The following is a 23,516-nucleotide window of genomic DNA, read 5'->3' as shown; positions in this document are numbered from 1 at the left end:
ATGATAAATTCATCTCCTCATTTTTAATTTACCTTTCAGGCATGAATAAAGAGGGTCAAATAATCATTAGCTAAATATCTAATAGATTAATCTGTTGTGATCAAACTATCTTCTTTCCTGCATCATCCCCAGACTTACATTCGAAGACATCGGTGATCTTCATGACCATAAGCGCCTTTGCTGGGAATTTGTCTCCTATTGCTTTTGCTCCGGCATAGGCTTTGTCATAGTCATCCCCGCTGGTCTTGACCTCTACATCTCCTTTGATCTGGAAACAGCCGCCAACTTCAGGTCCCCACACAAAAATAGATGCCACTGGGTTTTCATCCAGGTTCTGGCGGGTCTTAAGGAAATAGTTATCCGTTACCCAGATCGTTTCATCATCTACCAACTTGCACATACCTATAGGGATTACATTTGGAACCCCTGCTTTTGATGCTGTCGCAAATGGGAATATCTTTACTTTTGAAAATGCTTCTTTCATATCTTTTGTGAGTTTAACCATCTCGATCACTGTTCCATTGATAAATATCTCTTATGAGACCTAAAGAGAGAACACTCTAAACCTTTATAAGAATTTCTTATTTATTCTGCTATCATAGTGAGATTATCAAATTAGCTCATAAATCCTCCCATTCTAATTTGATGACATTACCTCATACATAATTTGCAAATGAGTTAGTTTCTTTAACTCCATTTTGCAAATTTGTAGCTACAAGCAATTGATATGCAACGAAATTCATAACTGAATACAGTTTCTTACTGCCATTTTTCATTCCTCTGATGTCGAACTTTACAGTCCACTTAATATGATTGTGTACTCGTTCACATTCACCCCTGTGCGAATAATCTTCATCGAATCCATCATCTTTGATATTCTTGTTTCGCAAGTGCATACCTACCTGTTTTTCTCTTCCATTTTCATAGAGGAAATGAAGTTTTTCTTCATATTTCATATGAATAGATCCACCAAGTTTCCACATTTTGTTAACCCAGTGATCAATTCTTTCCATCATTCCCTCGTATTGAACTTTAGAATCCGAAGAGTATGCAATCACTGGTTTTGCATTCAACTTATACCAGATATCTGCATGATTCCTGAATGAATCATAACCTCCATCCAATGCATAAGTGTCAATGTCAACTCCCATTTCTACCAATGCATCAATATGTTTCTTCAATTCAGGAGAATCGTGAGAAGCACCTTTTGTATGAGTCATGTAGATTGGAAGTGTTCCAATCATGGTGATGTGAGCTTTGTCCATCTTACAATTATAATGCGGATTGTAATCTGCATACTTGTCATATCTTGATGCTTCAAGTGGAGTTGAATCTGTTTTCGCATCTCTAATCTTTGTATTTTTGGAGATATTCTTTCCAATTTTGAACATTACTTCATCGAGTCCAGTTTTTACAAGTCTGTATTTTACAAAATGATGCAGTGTTGCAGGGGATGGAAGATTCATAATGCCGTTATTGTCTTCAAAAGAAAGAAGCTGCGCTTCTTCTTTTGTTAAGGTCGATATTGTTTTCTCAAATGAAAGGTTTCTATAACATTTCACAACGATGAGCTTTATCATTGACGAAACCTTATACCGAAAGTGCCAGTCCTTATCGGCATAATAGCTACTTTCAACATAAGAAGCAATGTCATCGATATCTAAGAAATACAAAAATTGGCATATTGATGCATTATCTGTGTTCAGATAGTTAGCAATTGAATCTCTGGTACAGATTCCGTCCGAAACATCGTAATAATATTTCATGGGCTGGCACATTTTCTGCTATATAAATACAATGCATAAGCTATGCCCAGAGTGGTGCCAGTAGTCTTGAAAAAAGAGTTACGTTTTTAAAGCGAAAAGCTAATTTGATAATCTCAATCTAGTAGCAATTTCTAATGACAAAAGATAGTTCAATAATATATTAACAATGTTAGTGAATGTATCAGTTTGATACTTTATAGCCAAAGATTTCTTTAATCAATGGTAAACAGATGTATATGCCTTTTTTAGGCGAGTGATATTTTTACAAGATAATTACAACTCCCTCTCTTTATCTCTGGGACATAGATACTTAATAAAATTGATAATTAGTTTGTCTCAAAAATCATATTAAAATTGAAGGATTTTTGGAGTGGATTTAAAATACAAGAAAATAAAAGAGTTAATTACATTTTATTCACTGTTCCAATTAAGAATGATGAATAATTTATGTACATTATTTCTAATCAATTTTATTCTTTTTCAAATTTAAGTTCCAATTTTTACAATTCTGTGTATGAATATAAAAAGTTGATAGTAGTATACAAAATCCATAATTCGGTGTGTTCACAATTTGAGTTGCAGTTGTGCAATGAGTGTACACAACACCGTACAAAAAAATAGACTTACCTATATCCCCGACTTGTTATGAGGGGATATAGTTAAGTCAAAAAAACCGAACTCTACAAATTTTATTTAGTTCTCAAATCTAAGTAGAGTTGAATTCTATCAAAAATTGAACTCTTAAGTATAATTCTGAAATTTGGGTGTTTTTATTTGTTACATGTACATATCATTTTGATTACCCTGTTATAATTGATCCATATGAAATAACTCCATTATCGGTGATATTTCATTTTCTTGGATGTCCAAATCCACTCCAAAAATCCCTTTCAATGTGATTTTTGAGATGAAGGGATTAATAATTTTACTAGATACCTATATCCCAGAGAAAAAGTGGAGAGTTGTAATTATCTCGTAAAAATATCACTCACATAAAAAAGGACTCTGTAGAAATCCTAATAACTGCTTAATATTCTAAGGAGAATTCCGATAAACCCCTCAAACAGAAGCAATATTTATAACCTATTACAATAATTTTGTATTATGTCCTTAACAAACTTTGCTTTTAAAGAAGAGTACAAACGTCTTGAAAATCTCGGTGACAAGCTCTCTGAAATTGAATCTCTCATCGATTGGAAACCATTTCGTCCAATTATAGCAGAGATGTATATCAATAAAACAGAGTTCGGTGGCAGACCAAACGTTGATGAAATCGTCATGCTCAAAATGTTAGTATTGCAACAATGGCATGGCCTATCTGACCCTGAACTTGAAAGACAAGCTACTGATAGAATTTCCTTTAGGAAATTCTTGGGCTTTCCTGCAAAAATTCCAGATCATACTACTGTTTGGGCATTTAGAGAACGAATTTCCCAGGCAGGAAAAGAAGATGAAATCTGGAATGAAATGCAAAGACAACTTAATAAGAAAGGTCTGAAGATCAAGCAAGGTATGATTCAGGATGCAACATTTATACATGCTGATCCAGGACATGCAAATCTTGATACTCCTCGTGGAAATGAAGCAAAGACCAGAAGATGTAAGGACGGTACATGGACAAAAAAGGCATCTAAGTCACATTTTGGATATAAACTACATACCATTGAAGATACCGAATATGATCTGATAAGGAGATATAGGACAACTACTGCCTCAGTTCATGATAGTCAGGTGGATCTTTCTGAAGAAGGCGAAGTTGTTTACAGAGATAGAGGTTACTTTGGTGCAATTTCAAAAGGATATGATGCAACTATGCAAAGGGGAGTACGAGGGCACCCTATTGGTATTAGGGATAAGATGAGAAACAAAAGAATAAGCAGGAAAAGAGCAAAGGGAGAAAGACCTTATGCTGTTATCAAAAATGTGTTTACGTCAGGATTTGTAAGAGTAACAACGTTGGCAAGAGTAAATGTCAAAATGGCGATTACAGCATTCAGCTATAATCTCTATCAATTGAGGACAATAAGAAGAAAATCATTAGGATGAATAGCGGTAGCTATTCAAAAAAGTTGGAAAGTATATAAATAGATACTAGCAAACTGCTGGAAATAGAGAGAAAAGCTCAAAATTTTAGCTGGAAATATTTGCTTTGAAAAAAATCAGCAGTTAATCGCAATTCTCTAAGGATAAATTCGTTTAAAAAGAAGTTATCCAAATTGATACTTTATAACATCAACAAATATGTTAGTTACAGATTTGTATTAGTTTATAGAGGATTTCTACAGAGACTAAAAAAAGTATATACACCTGTTTAGTTTGATTCAAAGTGGATCTTTGGCTATAAAGTATCAAAAGGATAAGTTCAATAAGATTGCTAATCTGACTTATTGAAAATGGCTTTTACCATTGGAAATTGCTACTTGCATAAGGTTATATATATTTGACACAAAAATCCTCTTGATATAGTTTTAAAAGGGAGGATAAAATGAACTTAAAAGACGAAATTCAGGAACGTGCTTTCCAAGAAGGTTTCCAACTTTTTGGTGTTTCAGATATCGAAAAACTGGAAAAGGTTGATTTCCCGACTGATAGAGGGATGGTTAGGCCCTCTGAAGTAATGCCTGAAGCTAAATCTGCATTTGTAATGGGTTTAGTTCTCTGGGATGAAGGCCTAAATACAGCGATAGCATCTGTAAGTACGGGGGATTTCTCTGGAGGGGAAGCTGACTATTACAATTTGTACTACGAAGTAACCGAAACCCGTGCATGGCGTTTGATTTCTTGGTTAAATGAAAAAGGATACAAAGCGGTTCCATCTCATGCAGTTCATGAAAAGGTTGCTGCATATCTTGCAGGATTGGGATTTATAGGACATAATACTCAGGTCATAACTCCTGAATATGGGCCAAGAGTTAGATGGGTAACAATATTGACAGATGCAGAACTTGAGCCCGATGAACCTTTTGAAAGGGATCTGTGTGCAGAACAACCACTTTGCCAGGAACATTCGCTGTGTGTCAAAAGTTGTCCCTATCAGGCGATCATTCCCGGCCCTTCCCAAGGAGTAGAACCTGGAAAGAAAGTCATTTATGACAAATGTGTAGTTTCCCATGAATTTGACAAAGACGTTTCTCCTCAAAATGAGAAACATATACGTCGTATAACAGAAAGGGGATTCATGGAGTGTACAATATGCAATCTGATATGTCCCTATGGAAAAACAGTGGAAGGAAGCATAATTCCTGATAAAAGAGGACTTGATTGAAGAGGAAGTACTATTTCTTTTCTTTTTTTTAACGTCCTATTTCACAAAATATATTTTCTTCAATAACATCTCGTCCAGTTCTCCAACCTTTCCCTTACATGAGCATTGAGAGTAAACGGTTTATCACTCTTGGCATTCTGCTTCATATAATGTAAAGTACCCTTTGAGAATCCCATCTTCTTCCAGTCAGTATAAGACATATCAATTATCTTCTGCCTTAAAGAATCAGTATCAACTCTCTTGTCAACATAAACGGGTTTGCTAAACTCAACTATTTTTCTCTTCCCAACAAGCTGATGGCTTAACTCCCTTGCTTTAACTAATAAGACAGAACTCCAAGAACTGTTCTTCTTCCTGTACTCAACCTTTCCATTCATCATAGCATTAAACTCTTCAGTAACCTTCCTTGCTCCAGTTGGTCTAAGCCTAAGTGAAAAGCTCTCAGTCCTAATAAAGTCCTTATTATTCATAACTCCCTTTTCAATCAAGTTCATTACAGCAAGATCAACAATAAACCTGAACGGTTCTTGGAGATCGTAGGCTAAACTATTTTTACTTGGATTCATCTCATGCAAAAACCCAACATGAGCATCAAGACCAACTGAATTTATAGCTCTCATACATTCAGATTCAAGTAATGCATAACCATAATTGAACATTACATTGATTTTATCTCCTGAGTTAGAAGCTCTGGCATTATTATCAGTTCTTGCTCTGAAATCATATTCTTCAGGAATGGCTTTAGCATACTCATTCCAATACTTCCAAGCAACTCCACCTTCAACACCCAAGATATCACGAATAGAATTAGCTTTCTCAAGTTTAGCCTTATCATCAGAGAAATCATACTCAATTTCAGGATCTCTTTGTTTCAAATAATCAAGAACAGCTTCAGATTTAGAGAACTTAGCCTCAATGAATTTCTTTGCAAGCTTCAGTCTTACATCTGAATCTTCATAAGCATGGTATTGAGCAAACTTGGTTTTTACATTGGTACTTTCAGAAGGAAGCATTGTAGTTAGAAGCTTTCCATTCCAATCTAACATAGTAATCTGTACATTGTGTTTAATCAACCATCTAATAGCTTCAAGGCTTAGAGATCCACTTCTTCCATATACAACAATACTATCAATATCCATCCTCTTTGGAGAGAATACGTACTCCTGAGGATCTTCAGTTGTTGAGAATCTTCCATCTTTGATATGGAGTTTAGCACCATCAACATGCATGTTAATTCCATGACCGTTTAGAAGTAACAGTTTCATTCGAAATCACCAATCCTTAACATCGCTTTTGAAAGGATTATCTTTCAGTCCAAGATCAATAAGAGCAGTTGCACGAATTTCAGCAATAAATTGAGCTTCTTCAATCTTATTTTCAAGTCTCAATTTTTCTTCAAAATCATACAATTCCTCCCTGTGTTCTTCAATTATGTTAGCGGCTGTTCCTAATTTATATTCTTCTTTAATTTCATGAAGATGATCTAATGTTACAGCATCTTTTTTAAGTCGTTCAACAACAGCAGGATCATTATAAAAACCAAGCAAATATATGATATGGGATCTTAAATTACTGTGCCTAGATAGTGGTTCAGGGATTCTTTGTATCAATGATCTAAGGGTATCAATAGTCTTAGATTCATTTGATGGCTATATTTTCTTGTATTCAACATAGTTGTAAATAATCCTTAATACATGGTCAAGTAAATCACTATCATCAGTTTCTAGAATAGATACAAGTATATCTAATTGTTTAGGATTTAATGCATAATGTTTTTCATAATTTTCTATTTCTTTTAATGCCATTTTTTGTTTAATTGGATTATTTGATTGAAGTTTGTTAATGGCAGTATCTAGATGAGAAGCTCTTTCTTCAGTCCTTCTTAGTGTAACGTAAGTAGAACGTTTATCGTCGTCTTTTATTCCATAGTTTTGAAGAAACTCATATTTAATTACAAGTAGAATGCCTGCGCCCTGCATTTCATAGAGTTTCTTTTGAATATTTTCAACGCTATAGCCTCTGGTTTTCTTAAATTGAGTTCTTAATTTTTTGATGAGATCCCGTTTTCTCATAAATGGAATCTCTTGTAAAATAGAAGTTGTATTATACTCAAACTCATTCGTATTCTTATAAGAATTATAGTTATTCTTATCTGTATTTATACTTAAATTCATACTTAAAATTATACTTAAATGTGATATAAATCTGTTGCAAGCCTATAGTATATTGATTAATATGAACTCAATAGACTATAAACCAAAAGTTCTTGTGACTCTCTCCCCTTACCTCAAGGAGAAGCTAGTACAGATGTCAGATAAATTTGGATGCTCTCAGGCAGAAGTTGTCAGAATGGCATTGTTGAAACTCTGGGAGGCTGAGAAATGACTCTCAAGCGATTTTCAAAGGATTATAAGAACTATGGAGATTGGCTTAAAGCTCAGCCAAGAACTTCAGAGTATGCTAAAAGAGTAATCAGGTTTCATGAAAGGTTTCCAACTCTCAATCTGAATGAATTGAGAAATACAAGACTCAAAGATCATAACCTGAGTACAACTTCATGGAAGATACTGAAAGCACCACAAAAGAGAGATAGAAATCTATCTCTTCAAATTCTCAGGCTTATGAGAAAAGGAGTTCCATTTTCAAAAGCAATTGAACAAACAGGAGCTAACAAAAAAAACACTATTATCAATCTTGGAAAATATCTTTACAAATCTAAAGGGAAATGGACAGTTACAGTTTTAGATAGAATTGAATCTGAGATGATGTTCTATGATCGAGATGAAGGATTAATCTCAATCGTTACAACAAGATCAAAAGATAGAAGCTTAATTGCTGAATATTTCAATGCTGTTAATAAAGCTTTAAAATCTGGTGATACAAAGTGCTTGAAGAAATTTGATAATGCTATTGTCATTGATGCTGATGGTAAAGAGCATTATTTTGTAACTGATCTTGAAAGACTCTATGAGATTCTGGATGCACAGGAAGAGCCTGAATTCTTTGAATTATATGTTTAATGGGAGAGTGGATACTATGGATAAAGAAAGTTACAAGAAAAACATAAGAAAAAACAAGAAATGTTTAAGAAATGAACAAGAAAACATAAGAAATGAACAAGAAAATACAAGAAATAAGAAGAAATGGAAGAAACCACCCATTGCATGTTCGGTTTGTGGAGAAGATGATGAAAATGTAATTGAGATGCATCATGTTGATGGAAGAAATAATTCAGATTAGGTAAAGCCTCTTTGTAAGAATTGTCATACCAAAATAACAACAGAACAGAATCAACTTAGTCCAAAAGTAAGATCTAAAAAAGCATCCTCAGAAAATCTAACAGCCTTCAACATTATTTCCATTGGAGCTTTACTAAGAGAACTTGGACAGCGATTAATCAATGTCGGAATGGAGATGACCGTAGATGTCTAAGATTGTTGTAAGAGGATATACTCAGAAGATGAAGAAATCTTCAGTTAATCCTTTTTACAAACCAAAGGATGTTCCATTAAGACATGATAGAGTATTTGTTTTTGATACTGAGACTACAATAGACCAATGCCAGAATTTCAAGATAGGACATTTCCAAATATACCAAGATGGGTAGATCCAGCATGAAGGTATGTTTTATGATATTTCAATGCTTACTGATGCTGAAATTAAAGTATGTGAAGTATATACTTCTAAATTGGATATACCACTCTATACCCTGAATGAGTTTCTTGATGAGGTTTTTTATACTGAAGTATTTTATTTGAAAGCCCTCTGTGTTGGTTTCAATCTTTCTTTTGACATTAGCAGGATCTCTAAAAGAGTTGGAGATTCAAGAGGTAGAAATAAAGGAGGGTTTACTTTTACTCTTTCAGAAAACAGGTTTAATCCTCCTATTATTGTTAAGAAAATGGGAGATGCTTATAATTTTAAATTTACATCAACCAAGATAAACAAAGGCAAAGATAAGTTTTCAGGTTATTTTCTTGATGCTCAAAAGTTAGCTGAGGTATTGCTTCAATCAAAACATCTTTCTTTAGATAAAGCAGGTCAAAAGCTCAATACTAATGTTAAAAAAATGAAAGGAATTGAGCATGGAAAAGTAACTGAGAGATATATTGATTATTTAATTGCTGATGTTGAAACAACATATCAGGTTTATGAAAAGTTGATTGATGAGCTTGATCTTTATCAGATAAATATCCCACCAACTAAGATATACAGTTCAGCTTCAATTGGAAAATACTCTCTTAAACAATTAGGGATACAGTCATTTTTAGATCTTAATCCTGAGTATTCTTCAGAAACCATTGGAAACAACATGACTTCTTACTATGGTGGAAGATGTGAATGTAAGATCAGGAAAGACCCTACTAAAGTTACAGTTCTTGATTTTACTAGCATGTATCCAACTGTTACAATGGAGATGAATCTCTGGAAGTTCATGATAGCTGAATCTCTTGAATCAAAGGATGTTACTGATGAAATTAAGAATATGTTAACTAATCTTAACCTTAATTATCTTCAAAATAAGGATAACTGGAAAGAGTTTGTAGTAATGGTAAAGTTACAGCCTGACTATGATATTTTACCTGTAAGGATGGATTATAAGGGTAATAATACAGGGTATAATGTAGGTGTTAATTACCTTACTTCTGATAATGAATTATGGTATGCTTTACCTGATGTTATCGCTTCAGTTCTTTTAACTGGCAAAATTCCTGAGATCATTGAAGCTATCAGGTATATTCCAAAAGGTGTTCAGAAGGGATTGAGGAAATCTCAAATACTTGGAATTGATGTAGATCCAACTAAAGATAATCTTGTTCAGGTACTTGTTGAGGAAAGGCAAAATCTTAAAATTCAAATGAAGGGTATTGATAAGGAAAAGCCTGAATATCAACAATTGGACAGTAGAGCACAAGCTATTAAGATTTTAGTTAATGCTATGAGTTATGGAATATTCATTGAACTAAATCCAGAAGATAAGAAAACTGATATTCAAGTTTATGGCTTGGATGATTTTAATACTTCAGAGAACAGATTTGAGAAAGCAGGTAATTATTTTCATCCTTTGTTAGCTGTTATGATTACAGCAGGATCTAAATTATTCTTAGCAATGGCTGAAGCTAAAGTAAAAGAGCTTGGTTCAGTCCATGCATACATGGATACTGATTCAATCTTTGTTCCTCCTGAACATGCTCAAGAGATCATAGACTATTTCCAACCTCTTAATCCTTACAGCCTTGACATTGAGCTGTTGAAGCCTGAGAAAGAGGATATGTGGTTTTATGGCATATCTTCAAAGAGGTATGCTCTCTATATTCTTGAAGATAAACAGATCAAGTTCATGGAGGGAGAGAGATCTTTCAAATTGCATGGACTTGGACATTTAACAAATCCATTTCCAAAGAATGTTGATGATTGGCAGGCTGAGATATGGGAAGATATTCTCATGTTGCATTATGGGTTGATATCAGAGTTGGATATTGAAGAGAAGTATTCAAACATGTATGCTATTTCAAGACTGACTGTTTCAACTGCAAATGTGTTGCATAGGTTTGATGCTATTAATAAAGGGAAAGAATGGAAAGACCAGATAAAACCATTCAATTTCTATCATGTTGGTTTTCAAGTTGCTGAAGAGGATGGTAAGGCAGTCAAACCATTAGCTCCATTTTCAAACGATCCTCAAAGTATTGTTTATGAACCGTTTATTGATTATGGAACTGGAGAGATTAAAGAAGGATCTCATTATTTCAAACCATTAAGCAGGACAATAATGCAGTATGTGGAACATCTTGAGCATAAGTTTGATGGTGAGATTGGAGTACTTGAAAGAAAACATGTTCATGCTGATGGTGTTGTTTACATTGGGAAAGAAGCTAACAATATTGATGAACAGGAATTGAATGTGACGAAGGTTCAGGAGTTTATTAATGTTGAAGAGATCGAGCAATTGATTTTAGGTCTCACTCCTAAAGAAGCAATGGTGTATGGAATTAAACATAGAAGTGATTTGATAAGACTAAAAAAGAATGTGGTGGAAAGAAAGTTGAATTTTAAGACTAAGTTAATGAGGGAGTTAATGAATAGAGCGATATAAATTCACTCAAAATCTTAACAAAATAGACATTTTTGCATCCTCAATAGTATCTATGATAACTTTGATAAAATCATCATAATTTGGATATTTGTCTATTATTTTTGCTATATTAATTATACATGCTTGTGTCTCAATTAATATTAATCTATAATCATGTTTATTAACTTCAGACTGCCCTTCATGAACTAAACTATTTCTATGTTTATAAAGAGTGGCAATCTTAGTTTTTATATCCACACGTTTCTGCTTTTCTTCTAGAAATTTATCTCTGTTTGAAATATCAAATAATGGATAATTGACGAGTGCAACTCTTTCACCCAGATTAATACTTTTCGAATCCTTTTGTGTTAACAATAGTATTTCTAAAACTGTGAAGAGTTTAATTATATTTTCAGGATTTTCAGGATTAGTTAGTACACTCCCAAAAGTGTTAATAGCTCTAATCAATCTTTCTTCTAAGCTAGCAACGTCACCTTTATACAAATCTCTTCGATCAACAATTTTTTTAATATTAGTATAACCATCGTTCTTGATATCCTTTAGAGAGTCTGAACTTATATCGGCATCAAGCCACATGTTATGACGGTGGGTACTGCTTTGTACTGTTTTATTTGGCATAGAGATTATTGCAGATGTGCTATAAGAATTGAGGCTTCCTTTAATTCCAAAATTTGAATCAATAGCGTATAGTCTAAATATGCTCAATGCATCTTCGATTTTAGCATCCGTTTTTTGCAAAGCCTTATCATTATCTCCAGCTTCTATATGAGCTACTGCAACACAATTAACATCTTCATCATCATTATATTTAAGCACGGCTTCAATAAATTCATCTTTTTTGCTACTCGTTGTCATAGAAGCTAACAAATTCTTGTAGGAAGATGTTGAATATTTGAGCAACGAAACATTACCAATAGCAATTTCAGAATCGATATTTAAATTTTGGACAAACCTAATTATAGTATATTTTTCAATATTTGGAAATAAAACAGTCGAATTGAAAAACGAATCAATTAATTTAGGTTTATCTGTTTCTGGATTTGTTTTAAGATCTGCTATAAATTTATATATTCGTCTTTTGATGATTTTTCTGCTATAATTATTATTTATATGCTTATCAGTAAAAAGAAAAGTAACCAATGCATTTAATTTGTAATCATACCCACTTTTAATTAAAAACTTTTTATTATTTATAAAATCATATTCTACACTGTTTACATCTTCTTTGCTCAATGGTTCAATTAAATTTAACAGTTCAAAGCAACTATTTCTGAATATTTCAATATCTTTAACCATTAAATCTTAAGGATGTAAGGCTAACATTTAAATTTTGTTCTTGAAATGTATAATGTTTAATTCTTTTTTCAAAAAAATAAACCGTAGTGTTTTTTCGACTTACCTATATCCCCGACTTGTTATGAGGGGTAATAGGTAACGTGAAAAAACGGAACTCCCTATGCTTTTTGTTAATGACAATATGTTCAATTGTCAACATAAAATAACCTAAAATAATAAAGACGATGAAGATAACATTTCATTCTTCATCATTGGTTTCTAATCTAGATTTTAGAAAACCCACGGTATTTTCCGCAAATTGAATTAAGTCATTATACGTTAGAATTATTATCGAGGAATTCAACTTTTCCTTTCTTCGAATTTTATCTCTCTCTTCGTGTGTTAGATTATATCCAATAAGTAAATAGCATTTTGGATTTTCAATGTTTAGTCCTTTGCTACGTCTTAAATAATCCTTATTCTCCCTTGCAAAATCTAAGTATCTTTCAATTTGATTCCAAGAATCGTTGAACTCAGATGAGAATACCCCATTTTTACGAAAGAGATTCAAAAAAGGTTGTTTTATTTCGAAAATATCTCTAGAATTGTCATGGACACGAACAGCAGTAAAATCAGGTATATTTTCATTATCAAATTGTGTGTGGCGTTGCACAAGACTATATTGTAAGCCCAATATCCAAGGATATTTTTCAATCCATTCTTGATATCTATGTTCTGTCTCTTCCCCATCTTCTAACATTTGTATTAGTTCATTAATTGGTACTTTTAGATTAGGGGATGTGATGCGTTTACTTTTTTATTTAGTTCATTTGCATCATCGATGGTGATGATATTGATAAGCAAATGGCTTTGAAAGTTCTTCTCCATCTTTAGCATCACGAGCAGCAATTGCATATCTTGCTTCTTTATTTCTGTACAACCCAATAAAACCTAAAAACGGTTCTTTTCCTTCTAAAAACATTACACCATCATCATACCACTGTATGTGATTTGGAGAAACAAATGCTTCGTGTCCATTTTTAGATCCTTTAAAGCTGTAATTGTGTGTAATTACATATCTGATGTGTGCTAAAAATTGTGAACGGTGCTTATTAGTGAGTAAAAATTCAGCTATATTTGGATGCGTGCTGACATTACTAGGGTCAAGAATTGATACAAAAAGAGAATCCATCTCTTCAAAAAGTTTTATATCATCAAAGTCTTCATCAGAGAATTCTTTAAATGCCCTCTCCAATTCCCCTATTAAATGAGATATCTTTTCAATTTTTGAATAACTCATGTGATTACCTTCTCCATATAATATAGGAACATTCCCCATAATACAAGATAAACATTTTCCGAACCTCCAACCATAAATATATAGTGTACCGAGTTTAGGTTATTTTAGCAAAATAAAAAATGTTTAATGCAAATCATTTGTTATTCCCAATTCTCCAACCTTTCCTTCACATGACCATTGAGAGTAAACGGTAAATCACTCTTGGCATTCTGCTTCATGTAATGGAGAGTACCCTTTGAGAAACCCATCTTCTTCCATTCAACATAAGGCATGTCAATGATCCTTTTCCTCAACAGATTGGAATCATCTCTTTCAACCACATAAACAGGCTTACTAAATTCAATTGTTTTCCTCTTCCCTACAAGTTGATGGCTTAACTCCCTTGCCTTAACCAAAAGAACAGATCCCCAAGAACTATTCTTCTTCCTATACTCAACCTTGCCGTTCATCATAGAATTGAATTTATCAGTAACCTTCCTTGCTCCAGTAGGTTTAAGCCTCAATGAAAAACTCTCAGTCCTGATAAAATCCTTACTATCCATAACTTCCTTTTCTATCAGGTTCATAACAGCAAGATCCACAATAAACCTAAATGGCTCTTGGAGATCATAGGCTAAACTGTTCTTACTTGGATTCATCTCATGAAGGAAACCTACATGAGCATCAAGACCAACTGAATTGATGGCTCTCAGACATTCAGATTCAAGCAAAGCATATCCGTAATTAAGCATAACATTGACTTTATCGCCTGAATTAGAAGCTCTGGCATTATTATCAGTCCTTGCTCTGAAATCATATTCATCAGGAATAGCTTTAGAATACTCATTCCAGTACTTTGAAGCAACTCCACCTTCAATCCCAAGTATCTCTCTTACAGATTTGGCATTTTCAAGTTTACCCTTATCAACGGAGAAATCATATTCAATCTCAGGATACCTTTGTTTAAGATAATCAAGAACAGCTTCAGATTTGTAGAACTTAGCCTCAATGAATTTTCTTGCAAGTTTTACTCTTGCATCCTGATCTTCATAAGCATGGTATTGAGCAAACTTTGTTTTAACATTGGTACTTTCAGAAGGAAGCATTGTTGTTAGAAACTTGCCATTCCAATCTAACATAGTAACCTGTACATTGTGTTTAATCAACCATCTGATAGCTTCAAAGCTTAGAGATCCACTTCGACCATACACAACAATGCTATCAATATCAATCCTCTTGGGAGAGAACACATACTCCTGAGGATCTTCAGTTGCTGAGAATCTTCCATCTTTGATATGGAGTTTAGCACCATCTACACGCATGTTAATTCCATGACCGTTTAGAAGTAGAAGTTTCATTAGAACTCAGCTCCCTCAATGTTATTATTTCTTATAGGAACATCAGACATTCCAAGATGAGCCATACATTTTGTTCTGATATTTGAAATAAATTGAGATGCATCATGCTTCCCTTCCCTCATCAATTGTCTTTCAACCTCGAAGAGCTTTGATGGGTTATTAATAATAAGTTCTGCAATTTCAGATATATCATAATCTTCTTCTGCTTCATGAGGATTGTCTAAAGTAGTTGCATCTTTGATAATTTGGTCAATTATGCCTTCATCTTTATAATGGCTCAACAAATTTATAGCAACGTTTCTAACGTTTCCACTCTTGCCCTTTGGTTGCTCATATTTATCTAAAACAGATCTAAGAGCTTTTAATAAAGCATCTTTATCTGTTGGTTCTTTTCCTTTTTTGATAATATAATCATAAAGAGTAACCAAGAATTTAGTGGTTAAGTCTGCATTAACAGAAGTTAGATTTTTTACAATTAAATCCAACTGGCTTTCATCAAAAGAATACAGTTTTTCATACCGGTTAAGTTCTTTCAAAGCCATTTGCTTATCAATATCATCACCTGAGGATAAAAGTTGGAGAACATTGTCAATATGTGTTTTAACTTTTAGTCCTTCCTCAGTAAAAAGATATGTTGCACGTCCATCATCTTCCAGAAAACCATAATTTTGAAGTTGATAATGATATAAACGTATAATTTCACCAGATACAAGCATTTCTTTGAGCTTTCGATTAATGGTTGGTTTACTATAACCTGTATCTATAAATTCCTCTCCTGTTTTGTATGTTTTTGTATGTTTTTGTCTGAGTTTTTCAATCAATTGTTCTCTTCTCATTTTACCATTTTTGTTTAAATACTGAACAACTTCCTCCTCAAATTTGATATCATTTTCAATCATTTTTACTATCTCCATATATCTAATATAATATCATATTCGTTATTCTTTATATTGTTAATGGTTATTTTTAGTATCAAAGTTAATATCATTGTTAATATCACTAATGCTGCCCTATAGGGTATTGGTGATGTACCATGACTAGTGAAAAAATACTAACAACAATCTCCCCTTATCTCAAGGAGAAAATCGTACTGATGTCAGATAAATTTGGATGCTCTCAGGCAGAAGTTGTCAGAATAGGCTTGTTGAAACTCTGGGAGGCTGAGAAATGAGCCGTAAAATATTCTCAGCTAAATTCAGAACCTATGGAGAATGGCTAAAAGCTCAACCTAGGGATACCCGATATGCAAAGGATCTCATCAGGAAACATGAGAGATTTCCAAATATGAACCTGAAAGATCTTAGAGATCTAAGATTGAAAGATCATACACTAAGGGATCATGCATGGCAAACCTTGACATCCAGTCAAAAGAGGGATAGAACTCTATCCCTCAAGGTTTTGAGATACATGAGAAAAGGTGACTCCTTAACAAAAGCAGTTGAGAAAGTAGGGGTAAACAAAGACTTTGCTGTTAAGCACCTTGGAAAAGCTCTCCATAAATCAAACGGGAAATGGAAAATAAACGCCACCGATAATATCGAAACGGAGATGTTAATCTACGATAGAAACGCAGGTCAGATAACGATAATAACGACGAATTCAAGAGATAGAAGGCTAATCGGCGAATACTTTGCTGCCGTTCAAAAGGGGTTAAAAGACGGCGATGATACTTCGTTAAAGAGATTTGACGGCGTTAAAATCATTGATGCTATCGGCGAAGAACATTCGCTAGTAACAGATCTTGATCAACTGTATGATATTGCAGAAGCACAGGAAGAGCCTGAATTTTTACAGATATATCAAAGTTAAGGAGTGGATACTATGGAAAAAGAATCTTATGCGATTTATCTAAAGAAACAAAAGAAGGGAAAGAAACCACCGATTGCATGTGCTGTATGTGGAGAAGATAACAAGAATGTCATTGAGATGCATCACGTAGAAGGAAGGAATAATTCAGATTGGATCAAACCTCTTTGTAAGAATTGTCATTCTAAAATAACAGCAGAACAGAACAAACTTAGTCCTAAAGCAAGATCAAGTGAAGCCTCCTTACAGAATAAGAGAGCTTTCAAGATCATTTCAATTGGTACTTTACTAAGAGAGCTTGGAGATTGTTTGATTAATCTTGGAATGGAGATGACTGTAAATGTCTAACATTGCTTTAAGGGGATATACTCAGAAGATCAAGGAATCTTCAGGTAATTCCTTTTTCAAACCAAGAGAAGATCCATTAAGGCATGATAGAACTCTGGTATTTGATACTGAAACTACAACCGATCAATATCAGAATGTCAAGATAGGATATTTCAAGATATGCCAGGATGGGTATATTCAGCATAAAGGTATGTTTTATGATGCTGCTATGCTTAACGATAATGAAAAAAAGGTATGTGAAGTATATACTTCAAAGTATGATATACCTCTTTATACCCTAAATGAATTCATTGATGAGGTATTTTATCCTGAAGTCTTTGGTTTGAAAACTCTTTGTGTTGGCTTCAATCTTCCCTTTGATATAAGCAGGATCTCTAAAAGAGTAGGAGATTCAAGAAAGCAGAATAAGGGAGGCTTTACTTTTACACTTTCAGAAAATAAGTTCAATCCTCCTATTATCGTTAAGAAGATGGGAGATGCTTATAATTTCAAGTTTACTTCAACCAAGATAAACAAAGGAAATGATCATTTTACAGGCTATTTCCTTGATGCTCAGAAGTTAGCTGAGGTACTGCTCCAATCAAAAAAGATCTCTTTAGATAAAGCAGGGCAAAAACTCAATACCAAAACCAAGAAGATGAAAAATATTGAGCATGGGAAAGTAACCAAGAAATACATTGATTATCTAATTCAGGATGTTGAAACCACTTATCAGGTCTATGAGAAGCTAATTGAAGAATTAGATCATTATCAGATAGACATCCCACCAACTAAGATATTCAGTTCTGCATCTATTGGAAAACATTCTTTAAAGCAATTGGGCATTGAATCATTTTTAAGTCTTAATCCTGAGTTTTCTCATGAGATGCTTGGTAATATCATGACTTCTTACTATGGAGGAAGATGTGAATGTAAGATTAGGAAAGAGCCTGTTAAAGTAACCACTCTTGATTTTACTAGCATGTATCCAACCATTACTATGGAGATGGATCTCTGGAAGTTTATGATTGCTGAATCACTTGAGATGAAAGATATTACTGATGAAATTAAGGAGATGCTCTCAAAAGTAAATCTTGCATATCTTCAGAATAAGGATAACTGGAAAGACTTTGTTGTTATGGTTAAAATACAGCCTGATGAGGATATAGTGCCTGTCAGGATGGATTACAAAGGATCTGGAACGGGCTATAATGTAGGCATCAATTATCTTAGTTCCGATTCTGAATTATGGTATGCTTTACCTGATGTTATAAATTCAGTTATTCTTACTGGCAAAGTTCCCATAATCATTGAAGCAATCAAGTTTATTCCAAAAGGGATTCAGAAGGGTTTAAAGAAATCACAGATACTTGGAATTGATGTTGATCCTACAAAAGATAATCTTGTTCAGGTACTTGTTGAAGAAAGGCAGAATATCAAGCTTCATATGAAGGATATTAGCAAAGATGATCCAGAATATCAACAATTGAGTAGCAGAGCACAGGCTATCAAAATTCTGGTTAATGCTATGAGCTATGGGATATTCATTGAGCTTAATCCAGAAAATAAGAAAAGCGATATTCAGGTTTTTGGCTTGGATGATTTTAATACTTCAGAAAACAGATATGAGAAGGCAGGGAATTATTATCATCCTTTGCTTGCTGTTATGATCACAGCCGGATCTAAACTATTTTTGGCTATGGCAGAAGCAAAAACCAAAGAACTTGATTCTGTTCATGCGTATATGGATACAGATTCAATCTTTGTTCCTCCTGAACATGCACAGGAGATTATAGACTATTTCCAACCACTGAACCCATACAGCCTTGATATTGATCTATTGAAGCCTGAGAAAGAAGATATGTGGTCTTATGGCATTTCATCAAAAAGATATGCTCTTTACACTTATGAAAATGAAGAAATCAACTTTATGGAAGGAGAGCGATCTTTCAAATTGCATGGACTTGGACATTTAACAAATCCATTTCCAAAAACTATTGGAGATTGGCAGGCTGAGATATGGGAAGATCTCCTTCAGTTGCATTATGGGATTCTTACAGAGATAGATATTGAAGAGAAGTATTCAAACCTCTATGCAATCTCAAGGCTTACTGTTTCAACTGCAAATGTCCTGAGAAGGTTCAAGGGATTCAATAAAGGCAAGTCATGGGCTGAGCAGATCAAACCTTTTAACTTCTATCATGTAGGGTTTCAGACCATTGAGGAAAACGGGAAAGCAGTAAAGCCACTAGCTCCCTTTTCAAATGATCCTCAAAGTATTGTTTATGAGCCTTTCATTGATTATGAAACAGGAGAGGTTAAGCAAGGATCTCATTATTTCAAGCAACTGAGTAGGACAATAATCGAGTATGCTAATCATCCAGAATCTAAGTTTGATGGAGAGATTGGAGTACTTGAGAGAAAGCATGTTCAGGCTGATTCTGTTATTTATATCGGCAAAGAGGCTAACAGTATTGATGAGCAAGCTCTTGATGTGAAGCGTTCTCAAGAGTTCATTAACAAGCAAGAAATTATGGGAAATATCCTCAATATGTCACAAAAACAGGCTGAAGCATTGGGAGTTTCTAGAAGCAGATTTCATGGGATTAAAAAAAGGATAAGGGAAAATGAAGATTTGAATTTGAATACTCCGGCGGTGAGGAAGTTAGTTAAAAAAGCTTAAAGGAGAGTGATAATGCAAATTTCAATCGAATAATCAAAAAGTCTTACATAATATCAAAGGTTCATGTGTGGGGTGCTTTAGAGTTACAAATGTTTGTTTGTAAAATACTAGATTTCCACCCAAAGTTTAATGAGAAATATTAGTATAGATGAAACTGCTAACAGATTCTGGTGTATTACTATTACTATCTTTGCATCTCAGTTCATAATATCCAAAATCTTGTTCAGACATATTCATATAAATTTGATATTTACCATTGTTCATATAATTTCCAAAAAAAACATCACTGCTAAATAAATGTGTAGAGTTATGGATTGGTTCTATTTTAATGGCGTCTATTTTTTCCAAAAAGTAATACATTTTTATAGCTTTCAATCATATCAGTAATGTCCTCCTTTGAGGATATTAACATTATATTATAATTCCCCATATTCTTAGCAATTTGAATTTTTTTGAGTTGCATATTACAGAACAAAATAAGATGTATTTTTATTAAAAAATTAAGCTTCCTACTTCTTTTTTGTCCGAATTTCAAACGGAGAAATAATAACTGATATTCAGAATACAGTTTTAATGCATACATGTAAGGAATTGATATTGTTGAGAAAAACACAGGCATCATGAAATCTTTTAATGTGCTAATGTTTCCAATTGAGTGAATATCACTTAATACTCTATACAAAGAATACGTGAACAAACTAAGTCCAATAAGTCCCAAAACGATACCAGTAATTTTTGCAACAAATCCTATATTTTTAGTAGTTGCAATCGTGTCGCATATCACAATGAGTGCTATAATTGGAAGTAGAATAACTTCTAATATTAACGGAAATGTGACCGAACTAATAATGAATGTTACGAACACTACTAACTTTAAATTATTCAATATCAGATTTTTCCAAAAATGAGATTCCGTTTTGTTTTCAACAACAACAAAACCAATTGGGAGACCTGAAAATATGAACCATATTGAAGTACTTTTAAAGTAAGACAAATTCCACAATTCAAAATAATATAAAGAATAAGTTATCAACGACAAATAACATAAGTAAGTTAAAAAATAGAAAATGATGTGTCTATTCAAAGCAGCCTTAACAATATTGAATAATGAAGACTGATATTCGGACTTGCATAATAAAAATAATAATATAGAGAATTGCGATTAACTGCTGATTTTTTTCAAAGCAAATATTTCCAGCTAAAATTTTGAGCTTTTCTCTCTATTTCCAGCAGTTTGCTAGTATCTATTTATATACTTTCCAACTTTTTTGAATAGCTACCGCTATTCATCCTAATGATTTTCTTCTTATTGTCCTCAATTGATAGAGATTATAGCTGAATGCTGTAATCGCCATTTTGACATTTACTCTTGCCAACGTTGTTACTCTTACAAATCCTGACGTAAACACATTTTTGATAACAGCATAAGGTCTTTCTCCCTTTGCTCTTTTCCTGCTTATTCTTTTGTTTCTCATCTTATCCCTAATACCAATAGGGTGCCCTCGTACTCCCCTTTGCATAGTTGCATCATATCCTTTTGAAATTGCACCAAAGTAACCTCTATCTCTGTAAACAACTTCGCCTTCTTCAGAAAGATCCACCTGACTATCATGAACTGAGGCAGTAGTTGTCCTATATCTCCTTATCAGATCATATTCGGTATCTTCAATGGTATGTAGTTTATATCCAAAATGTGACTTAGATGCCTTTTTTGTCCATGTACCGTCCTTACATCTTCTGGTCTTTGCTTCATTTCCACGAGGAGTATCAAGATTTGCATGTCCTGGATCAGCATGTATAAATGTTGCATCCTGAATCATACCTTGCTTGATCTTCAGACCTTTCTTATTAAGTTGTCTTTGCATTTCATTCCAGATTTCATCTTCTTTTCCTGCCTGGGAAATTCGTTCTCTAAATGCCCAAACAGTAGTATGATCTGGAATTTTTGCAGGAAAGCCCAAGAATTTCCTAAAGGAAATTCTATCAGTAGCTTGTCTTTCAAGTTCAGGGTCAGATAGGCCATGCCATTGTTGCAATACTAACATTTTGAGCATGACGATTTCATCAACGTTTGGTCTGCCACCGAACTCTGTTTTATTGATATACATCTCTGCTATAATTGGACGAAATGGTTTCCAATCGATGAGAGATTCAATTTCAGAGAGCTTGTCACCGAGATTTTCAAGACGTTTGTACTCTTCTTTAAAAGCAAAGTTTGTTAAGGACATAATACAAAATTATTGTAATAGGTTATAAATATTGCTTCTGTTTGAGGGGTTTATCGGAATTCTCTATAATTATAACCCAAATAATTGTTGCTATTTCTCTAGTTGTAAAAATATTTAAATTCAAAAAATAAACTCCCAAGCCATATAATCACAAGTATTAATTATTGGCTTAAGTACTTTACGAATTTGTTTTGAAATATAGCCTATGAATACTTAAAATAATATTTTATGTTGAAATCTAAAACATTATGTGATGAATTATTTTTTTGTAGTGGGTCTGATTCAAATTATAAGTATGGAGAATTGCGATTAACTGCTGATTTTTTTCAAAGCAAATATTTCCAGCTAAAATTTTGAGCTTTTCTCTCTATTTCCAGCAGTTTGCTAGTATCTATTTATATACTTTCCAACTTTTTTGAATAGCTACCGCTATTCATCCTAATGATTTTCTTCTTATTGTCCTCAATTGATAGAGATTATAGCTGAATGCTGTAATCGCCATTTTGACATTTACTCTTGCCAACGTTGTTACTCTTACAAATCCTGACGTAAACACATTTTTGATAACAGCATAAGGTCTTTCTCCCTTTGCTCTTTTCCTGCTTATTCTTTTGTTTCTCATCTTATCCCTAATACCAATAGGGTGCCCTCGTACTCCCCTTTGCATAGTTGCATCATATCCTTTTGAAATTGCACCAAAGTAACCTCTATCTCTGTAAACAACTTCGCCTTCTTCAGAAAGATCCACCTGACTATCATGAACTGAGGCAGTAGTTGTCCTATATCTCCTTATCAGATCATATTCGGTATCTTCAATGGTATGTAGTTTATATCCAAAATGTGACTTAGATGCCTTTTTTGTCCATGTACCGTCCTTACATCTTCTGGTCTTTGCTTCATTTCCACGAGGAGTATCAAGATTTGCATGTCCTGGATCAGCATGTATAAATGTTGCATCCTGAATCATACCTTGCTTGATCTTCAGACCTTTCTTATTAAGTTGTCTTTGCATTTCATTCCAGATTTCATCTTCTTTTCCTGCCTGGGAAATTCGTTCTCTAAATGCCCAAACAGTAGTATGATCTGGAATTTTTGCAGGAAAGCCCAAGAATTTCCTAAAGGAAATTCTATCAGTAGCTTGTCTTTCAAGTTCAGGGTCAGATAGGCCATGCCATTGTTGCAATACTAACATTTTGAGCATGACGATTTCATCAACGTTTGGTCTGCCACCGAACTCTGTTTTATTGATATACATCTCTGCTATAATTGGACGAAATGGTTTCCAATCGATGAGAGATTCAATTTCAGAGAGCTTGTCACCGAGATTTTCAAGACGTTTGTACTCTTCTTTAAAAGCAAAGTTTGTTAAGGACATAATACAAAATTATTGTAATAGGTTATAAATATTGCTTCTGTTTGAGGGGTTTATCGG

The 23,516-nt window shown here is 33.6% G+C and carries 23 protein-coding genes; 10 read left to right on the top strand and 13 right to left on the bottom strand.

The window, feature by feature from the left end:
* Window positions 1-100: 100 nt before the first annotated feature.
* Window positions 101-505, bottom strand: a complete 405-nt coding sequence (locus MBUR_RS02975; protein WP_011498718.1) for a pyridoxamine 5'-phosphate oxidase family protein — start codon at window positions 503-505, stop codon at window positions 101-103.
* Between the two features lie 151 nt (window positions 506-656).
* Entirely contained in the window at window positions 657-1,778 is a 1,122-nt protein-coding gene (locus MBUR_RS02970; protein ID WP_048063189.1) for an ISNCY-like element ISMbu11 family transposase, read from the bottom strand.
* A gap of 1,092 nt (window positions 1,779-2,870) precedes the next feature.
* Between MBUR_RS02970 and MBUR_RS02965 the strand changes: the two genes are divergently transcribed.
* A complete protein-coding gene (locus MBUR_RS02965; RefSeq protein ID WP_011498312.1) occupies window positions 2,871-3,812 on the top strand; it encodes an IS5-like element ISMbu1 family transposase in 942 nt (313 codons plus the stop codon).
* Between the two features lie 439 nt (window positions 3,813-4,251).
* On the top strand, window positions 4,252-5,031 hold the full coding sequence (locus MBUR_RS02960) for a 4Fe-4S double cluster binding domain-containing protein (protein ID WP_011498716.1): 780 nt from the start codon (window positions 4,252-4,254) through the stop codon (window positions 5,029-5,031).
* Window positions 5,032-5,090: 59 nt separating this feature from the next.
* Here the strand turns inward: MBUR_RS02960 and cas1 (MBUR_RS02955) are convergent, their stop codons facing one another.
* From cas1 (MBUR_RS02955) to MBUR_RS02945, 3 genes are read right to left on the bottom strand one after another with little or no spacing between them, the layout of a single operon-like run.
* Window positions 5,091-6,296: a CRISPR-associated endonuclease Cas1 gene (gene cas1 / locus MBUR_RS02955; protein WP_011498715.1), complete on the bottom strand. Its 1,206-nt coding sequence runs from the start codon at window positions 6,294-6,296 to the stop codon at window positions 5,091-5,093.
* A 6-nt stretch (window positions 6,297-6,302) separates the two neighbouring features.
* Window positions 6,303-6,641 (bottom strand): hypothetical protein, encoded by a 339-nt coding sequence (locus MBUR_RS02950; RefSeq protein WP_157196636.1) that lies wholly within the window; start codon window positions 6,639-6,641, stop codon window positions 6,303-6,305.
* Window positions 6,642-6,680: 39 nt separating this feature from the next.
* Window positions 6,681-7,205 carry a hypothetical protein gene (locus tag MBUR_RS02945; protein ID WP_048063187.1) on the bottom strand — a complete coding sequence of 175 codons (525 nt, stop codon included), beginning with the start codon at window positions 7,203-7,205 and terminating at the stop codon, window positions 6,681-6,683.
* A 61-nt stretch (window positions 7,206-7,266) separates the two neighbouring features.
* On the opposite strand from MBUR_RS02945, the gene MBUR_RS14090 reads away from it, so the two are divergent.
* From MBUR_RS14090 to MBUR_RS02930, 4 genes are all read left to right on the top strand, one after another.
* Entirely contained in the window at window positions 7,267-7,416 is a 150-nt protein-coding gene (locus MBUR_RS14090) for a hypothetical protein (protein ID WP_198003786.1), read from the top strand.
* On the top strand, window positions 7,413-8,051 hold the full coding sequence (locus MBUR_RS02940; protein ID WP_011498714.1) for a hypothetical protein: 639 nt from the start codon (window positions 7,413-7,415) through the stop codon (window positions 8,049-8,051). The genes MBUR_RS14090 and MBUR_RS02940 overlap by 4 nt, the downstream gene beginning before the upstream one ends.
* A 16-nt stretch (window positions 8,052-8,067) precedes the next feature.
* Complete coding sequence (locus MBUR_RS14300; RefSeq protein ID WP_232221987.1) at window positions 8,068-8,271, top strand: hypothetical protein; 204 nt, start codon at window positions 8,068-8,070, stop codon at window positions 8,269-8,271.
* 382 nt (window positions 8,272-8,653) lie between these two features.
* Complete coding sequence (locus tag MBUR_RS02930; RefSeq protein WP_011498711.1) at window positions 8,654-11,128, top strand: DNA-directed DNA polymerase B; 2,475 nt, start codon at window positions 8,654-8,656, stop codon at window positions 11,126-11,128.
* A gap of 6 nt (window positions 11,129-11,134) precedes the next feature.
* On the opposite strand, the gene MBUR_RS02925 is transcribed toward MBUR_RS02930, so the two are convergent.
* From MBUR_RS02925 to MBUR_RS02905, 5 genes are all read right to left on the bottom strand, one after another.
* Window positions 11,135-12,424 (bottom strand): HEPN domain-containing protein, encoded by a 1,290-nt coding sequence (locus tag MBUR_RS02925; RefSeq protein ID WP_011498710.1) that lies wholly within the window; start codon window positions 12,422-12,424, stop codon window positions 11,135-11,137.
* A gap of 238 nt (window positions 12,425-12,662) precedes the next feature.
* Window positions 12,663-13,163, bottom strand: a complete 501-nt coding sequence (locus MBUR_RS02920) for a Shedu anti-phage system protein SduA domain-containing protein (RefSeq protein WP_011498709.1) — start codon at window positions 13,161-13,163, stop codon at window positions 12,663-12,665.
* A gap of 75 nt (window positions 13,164-13,238) precedes the next feature.
* Window positions 13,239-13,703, bottom strand: a complete 465-nt coding sequence (locus MBUR_RS02915) for a hypothetical protein (protein ID WP_157196635.1) — start codon at window positions 13,701-13,703, stop codon at window positions 13,239-13,241.
* Window positions 13,704-13,843: 140 nt separating this feature from the next.
* Window positions 13,844-15,040 carry a CRISPR-associated endonuclease Cas1 gene (gene cas1, locus MBUR_RS02910; RefSeq protein ID WP_011498707.1) on the bottom strand — a complete coding sequence of 399 codons (1,197 nt, stop codon included), beginning with the start codon at window positions 15,038-15,040 and terminating at the stop codon, window positions 13,844-13,846.
* On the bottom strand, window positions 15,040-15,939 hold the full coding sequence (locus MBUR_RS02905) for a hypothetical protein (RefSeq protein WP_011498706.1): 900 nt from the start codon (window positions 15,937-15,939) through the stop codon (window positions 15,040-15,042). Before MBUR_RS02905 ends, cas1 (MBUR_RS02910) begins: the two co-directional genes overlap by 1 nt.
* Before the next feature lie 134 nt (window positions 15,940-16,073).
* Here MBUR_RS02905 and MBUR_RS14085 point away from each other — a divergent pair, with 134 nt between their 5' ends.
* The 4 genes from MBUR_RS14085 to MBUR_RS02890 are packed head-to-tail and all read left to right on the top strand — an operon-like array spanning window position 16,074 to window position 19,856.
* On the top strand, window positions 16,074-16,211 hold the full coding sequence (locus MBUR_RS14085; RefSeq protein ID WP_198003785.1) for a hypothetical protein: 138 nt from the start codon (window positions 16,074-16,076) through the stop codon (window positions 16,209-16,211).
* Entirely contained in the window at window positions 16,208-16,849 is a 642-nt protein-coding gene (locus MBUR_RS02900) for a hypothetical protein (RefSeq protein WP_011498705.1), read from the top strand. Before MBUR_RS14085 ends, MBUR_RS02900 begins: the two co-directional genes overlap by 4 nt.
* A 12-nt stretch (window positions 16,850-16,861) precedes the next feature.
* Complete coding sequence (locus MBUR_RS02895) at window positions 16,862-17,194, top strand: HNH endonuclease signature motif containing protein (protein WP_011498704.1); 333 nt, start codon at window positions 16,862-16,864, stop codon at window positions 17,192-17,194.
* Window positions 17,187-19,856 carry a DNA polymerase gene (locus MBUR_RS02890; RefSeq protein ID WP_011498703.1) on the top strand — a complete coding sequence of 890 codons (2,670 nt, stop codon included), beginning with the start codon at window positions 17,187-17,189 and terminating at the stop codon, window positions 19,854-19,856. The genes MBUR_RS02895 and MBUR_RS02890 overlap by 8 nt, the downstream gene beginning before the upstream one ends.
* A 325-nt stretch (window positions 19,857-20,181) precedes the next feature.
* Here the strand turns inward: MBUR_RS02890 and MBUR_RS02885 are convergent, their stop codons facing one another.
* From MBUR_RS02885 to MBUR_RS02875, 3 genes are all read right to left on the bottom strand, one after another.
* Window positions 20,182-20,721 carry a hypothetical protein gene (locus MBUR_RS02885; protein ID WP_198003783.1) on the bottom strand — a complete coding sequence of 180 codons (540 nt, stop codon included), beginning with the start codon at window positions 20,719-20,721 and terminating at the stop codon, window positions 20,182-20,184.
* Between the two features lie 421 nt (window positions 20,722-21,142).
* Window positions 21,143-22,084 (bottom strand): IS5-like element ISMbu1 family transposase, encoded by a 942-nt coding sequence (locus tag MBUR_RS02880; RefSeq protein WP_011498312.1) that lies wholly within the window; start codon window positions 22,082-22,084, stop codon window positions 21,143-21,145.
* 433 nt (window positions 22,085-22,517) lie between these two features.
* Window positions 22,518-23,459 (bottom strand): IS5-like element ISMbu1 family transposase, encoded by a 942-nt coding sequence (locus tag MBUR_RS02875; RefSeq protein ID WP_011498312.1) that lies wholly within the window; start codon window positions 23,457-23,459, stop codon window positions 22,518-22,520.
* Window positions 23,460-23,516 lie beyond the last annotated feature (57 nt).

Source organism: Methanococcoides burtonii DSM 6242 (genome assembly GCF_000013725.1).
GTDB classification, from domain to species: domain Archaea; phylum Halobacteriota; class Methanosarcinia; order Methanosarcinales; family Methanosarcinaceae; genus Methanococcoides; species Methanococcoides burtonii.
This window is presented reverse-complemented; position numbering and strand designations above follow the sequence as displayed.

Excerpts from the sequence above, each read along its gene's own strand:
- MBUR_RS02975 (WP_011498718.1), bottom strand. The coding sequence starts at position 505 with ATGGTTAAACTCACAAAAGATATGAAAGAAGCATTTTCAAAAGTAAAG.
- MBUR_RS02970 (WP_048063189.1), bottom strand. The coding sequence starts at position 1,778 with ATGTGCCAGCCCATGAAATATTATTACGATGTTTCGGACGGAATCTGT.
- MBUR_RS02965 (WP_011498312.1), top strand. The coding sequence starts at position 2,871 with ATGTCCTTAACAAACTTTGCTTTTAAAGAAGAGTACAAACGTCTTGAA.
- MBUR_RS02960 (WP_011498716.1), top strand. The coding sequence starts at position 4,252 with ATGAACTTAAAAGACGAAATTCAGGAACGTGCTTTCCAAGAAGGTTTC.
- cas1 (WP_011498715.1), bottom strand. The coding sequence starts at position 6,296 with ATGAAACTGTTACTTCTAAACGGTCATGGAATTAACATGCATGTTGAT.
- MBUR_RS02945 (WP_048063187.1), bottom strand. The coding sequence starts at position 7,205 with ATGAATTTAAGTATAAATACAGATAAGAATAACTATAATTCTTATAAG.
- MBUR_RS14090 (WP_198003786.1), top strand. The coding sequence starts at position 7,267 with ATGAACTCAATAGACTATAAACCAAAAGTTCTTGTGACTCTCTCCCCT.
- MBUR_RS02940 (WP_011498714.1), top strand. The coding sequence starts at position 7,413 with ATGACTCTCAAGCGATTTTCAAAGGATTATAAGAACTATGGAGATTGG.
- MBUR_RS14300 (WP_232221987.1), top strand. The coding sequence starts at position 8,068 with ATGGATAAAGAAAGTTACAAGAAAAACATAAGAAAAAACAAGAAATGT.
- MBUR_RS02930 (WP_011498711.1), top strand. The coding sequence starts at position 8,654 with ATGTTTTATGATATTTCAATGCTTACTGATGCTGAAATTAAAGTATGT.
- MBUR_RS02925 (WP_011498710.1), bottom strand. The coding sequence starts at position 12,424 with ATGGTTAAAGATATTGAAATATTCAGAAATAGTTGCTTTGAACTGTTA.
- MBUR_RS02920 (WP_011498709.1), bottom strand. The coding sequence starts at position 13,163 with ATGTTAGAAGATGGGGAAGAGACAGAACATAGATATCAAGAATGGATT.
- MBUR_RS02915 (WP_157196635.1), bottom strand. The coding sequence starts at position 13,703 with ATGAGTTATTCAAAAATTGAAAAGATATCTCATTTAATAGGGGAATTG.
- cas1 (WP_011498707.1), bottom strand. The coding sequence starts at position 15,040 with ATGAAACTTCTACTTCTAAACGGTCATGGAATTAACATGCGTGTAGAT.
- MBUR_RS02905 (WP_011498706.1), bottom strand. The coding sequence starts at position 15,939 with ATGATTGAAAATGATATCAAATTTGAGGAGGAAGTTGTTCAGTATTTA.
- MBUR_RS14085 (WP_198003785.1), top strand. The coding sequence starts at position 16,074 with ATGACTAGTGAAAAAATACTAACAACAATCTCCCCTTATCTCAAGGAG.
- MBUR_RS02900 (WP_011498705.1), top strand. The coding sequence starts at position 16,208 with ATGAGCCGTAAAATATTCTCAGCTAAATTCAGAACCTATGGAGAATGG.
- MBUR_RS02895 (WP_011498704.1), top strand. The coding sequence starts at position 16,862 with ATGGAAAAAGAATCTTATGCGATTTATCTAAAGAAACAAAAGAAGGGA.
- MBUR_RS02890 (WP_011498703.1), top strand. The coding sequence starts at position 17,187 with ATGTCTAACATTGCTTTAAGGGGATATACTCAGAAGATCAAGGAATCT.
- MBUR_RS02880 (WP_011498312.1), bottom strand. The coding sequence starts at position 22,084 with ATGTCCTTAACAAACTTTGCTTTTAAAGAAGAGTACAAACGTCTTGAA.
- MBUR_RS02875 (WP_011498312.1), bottom strand. The coding sequence starts at position 23,459 with ATGTCCTTAACAAACTTTGCTTTTAAAGAAGAGTACAAACGTCTTGAA.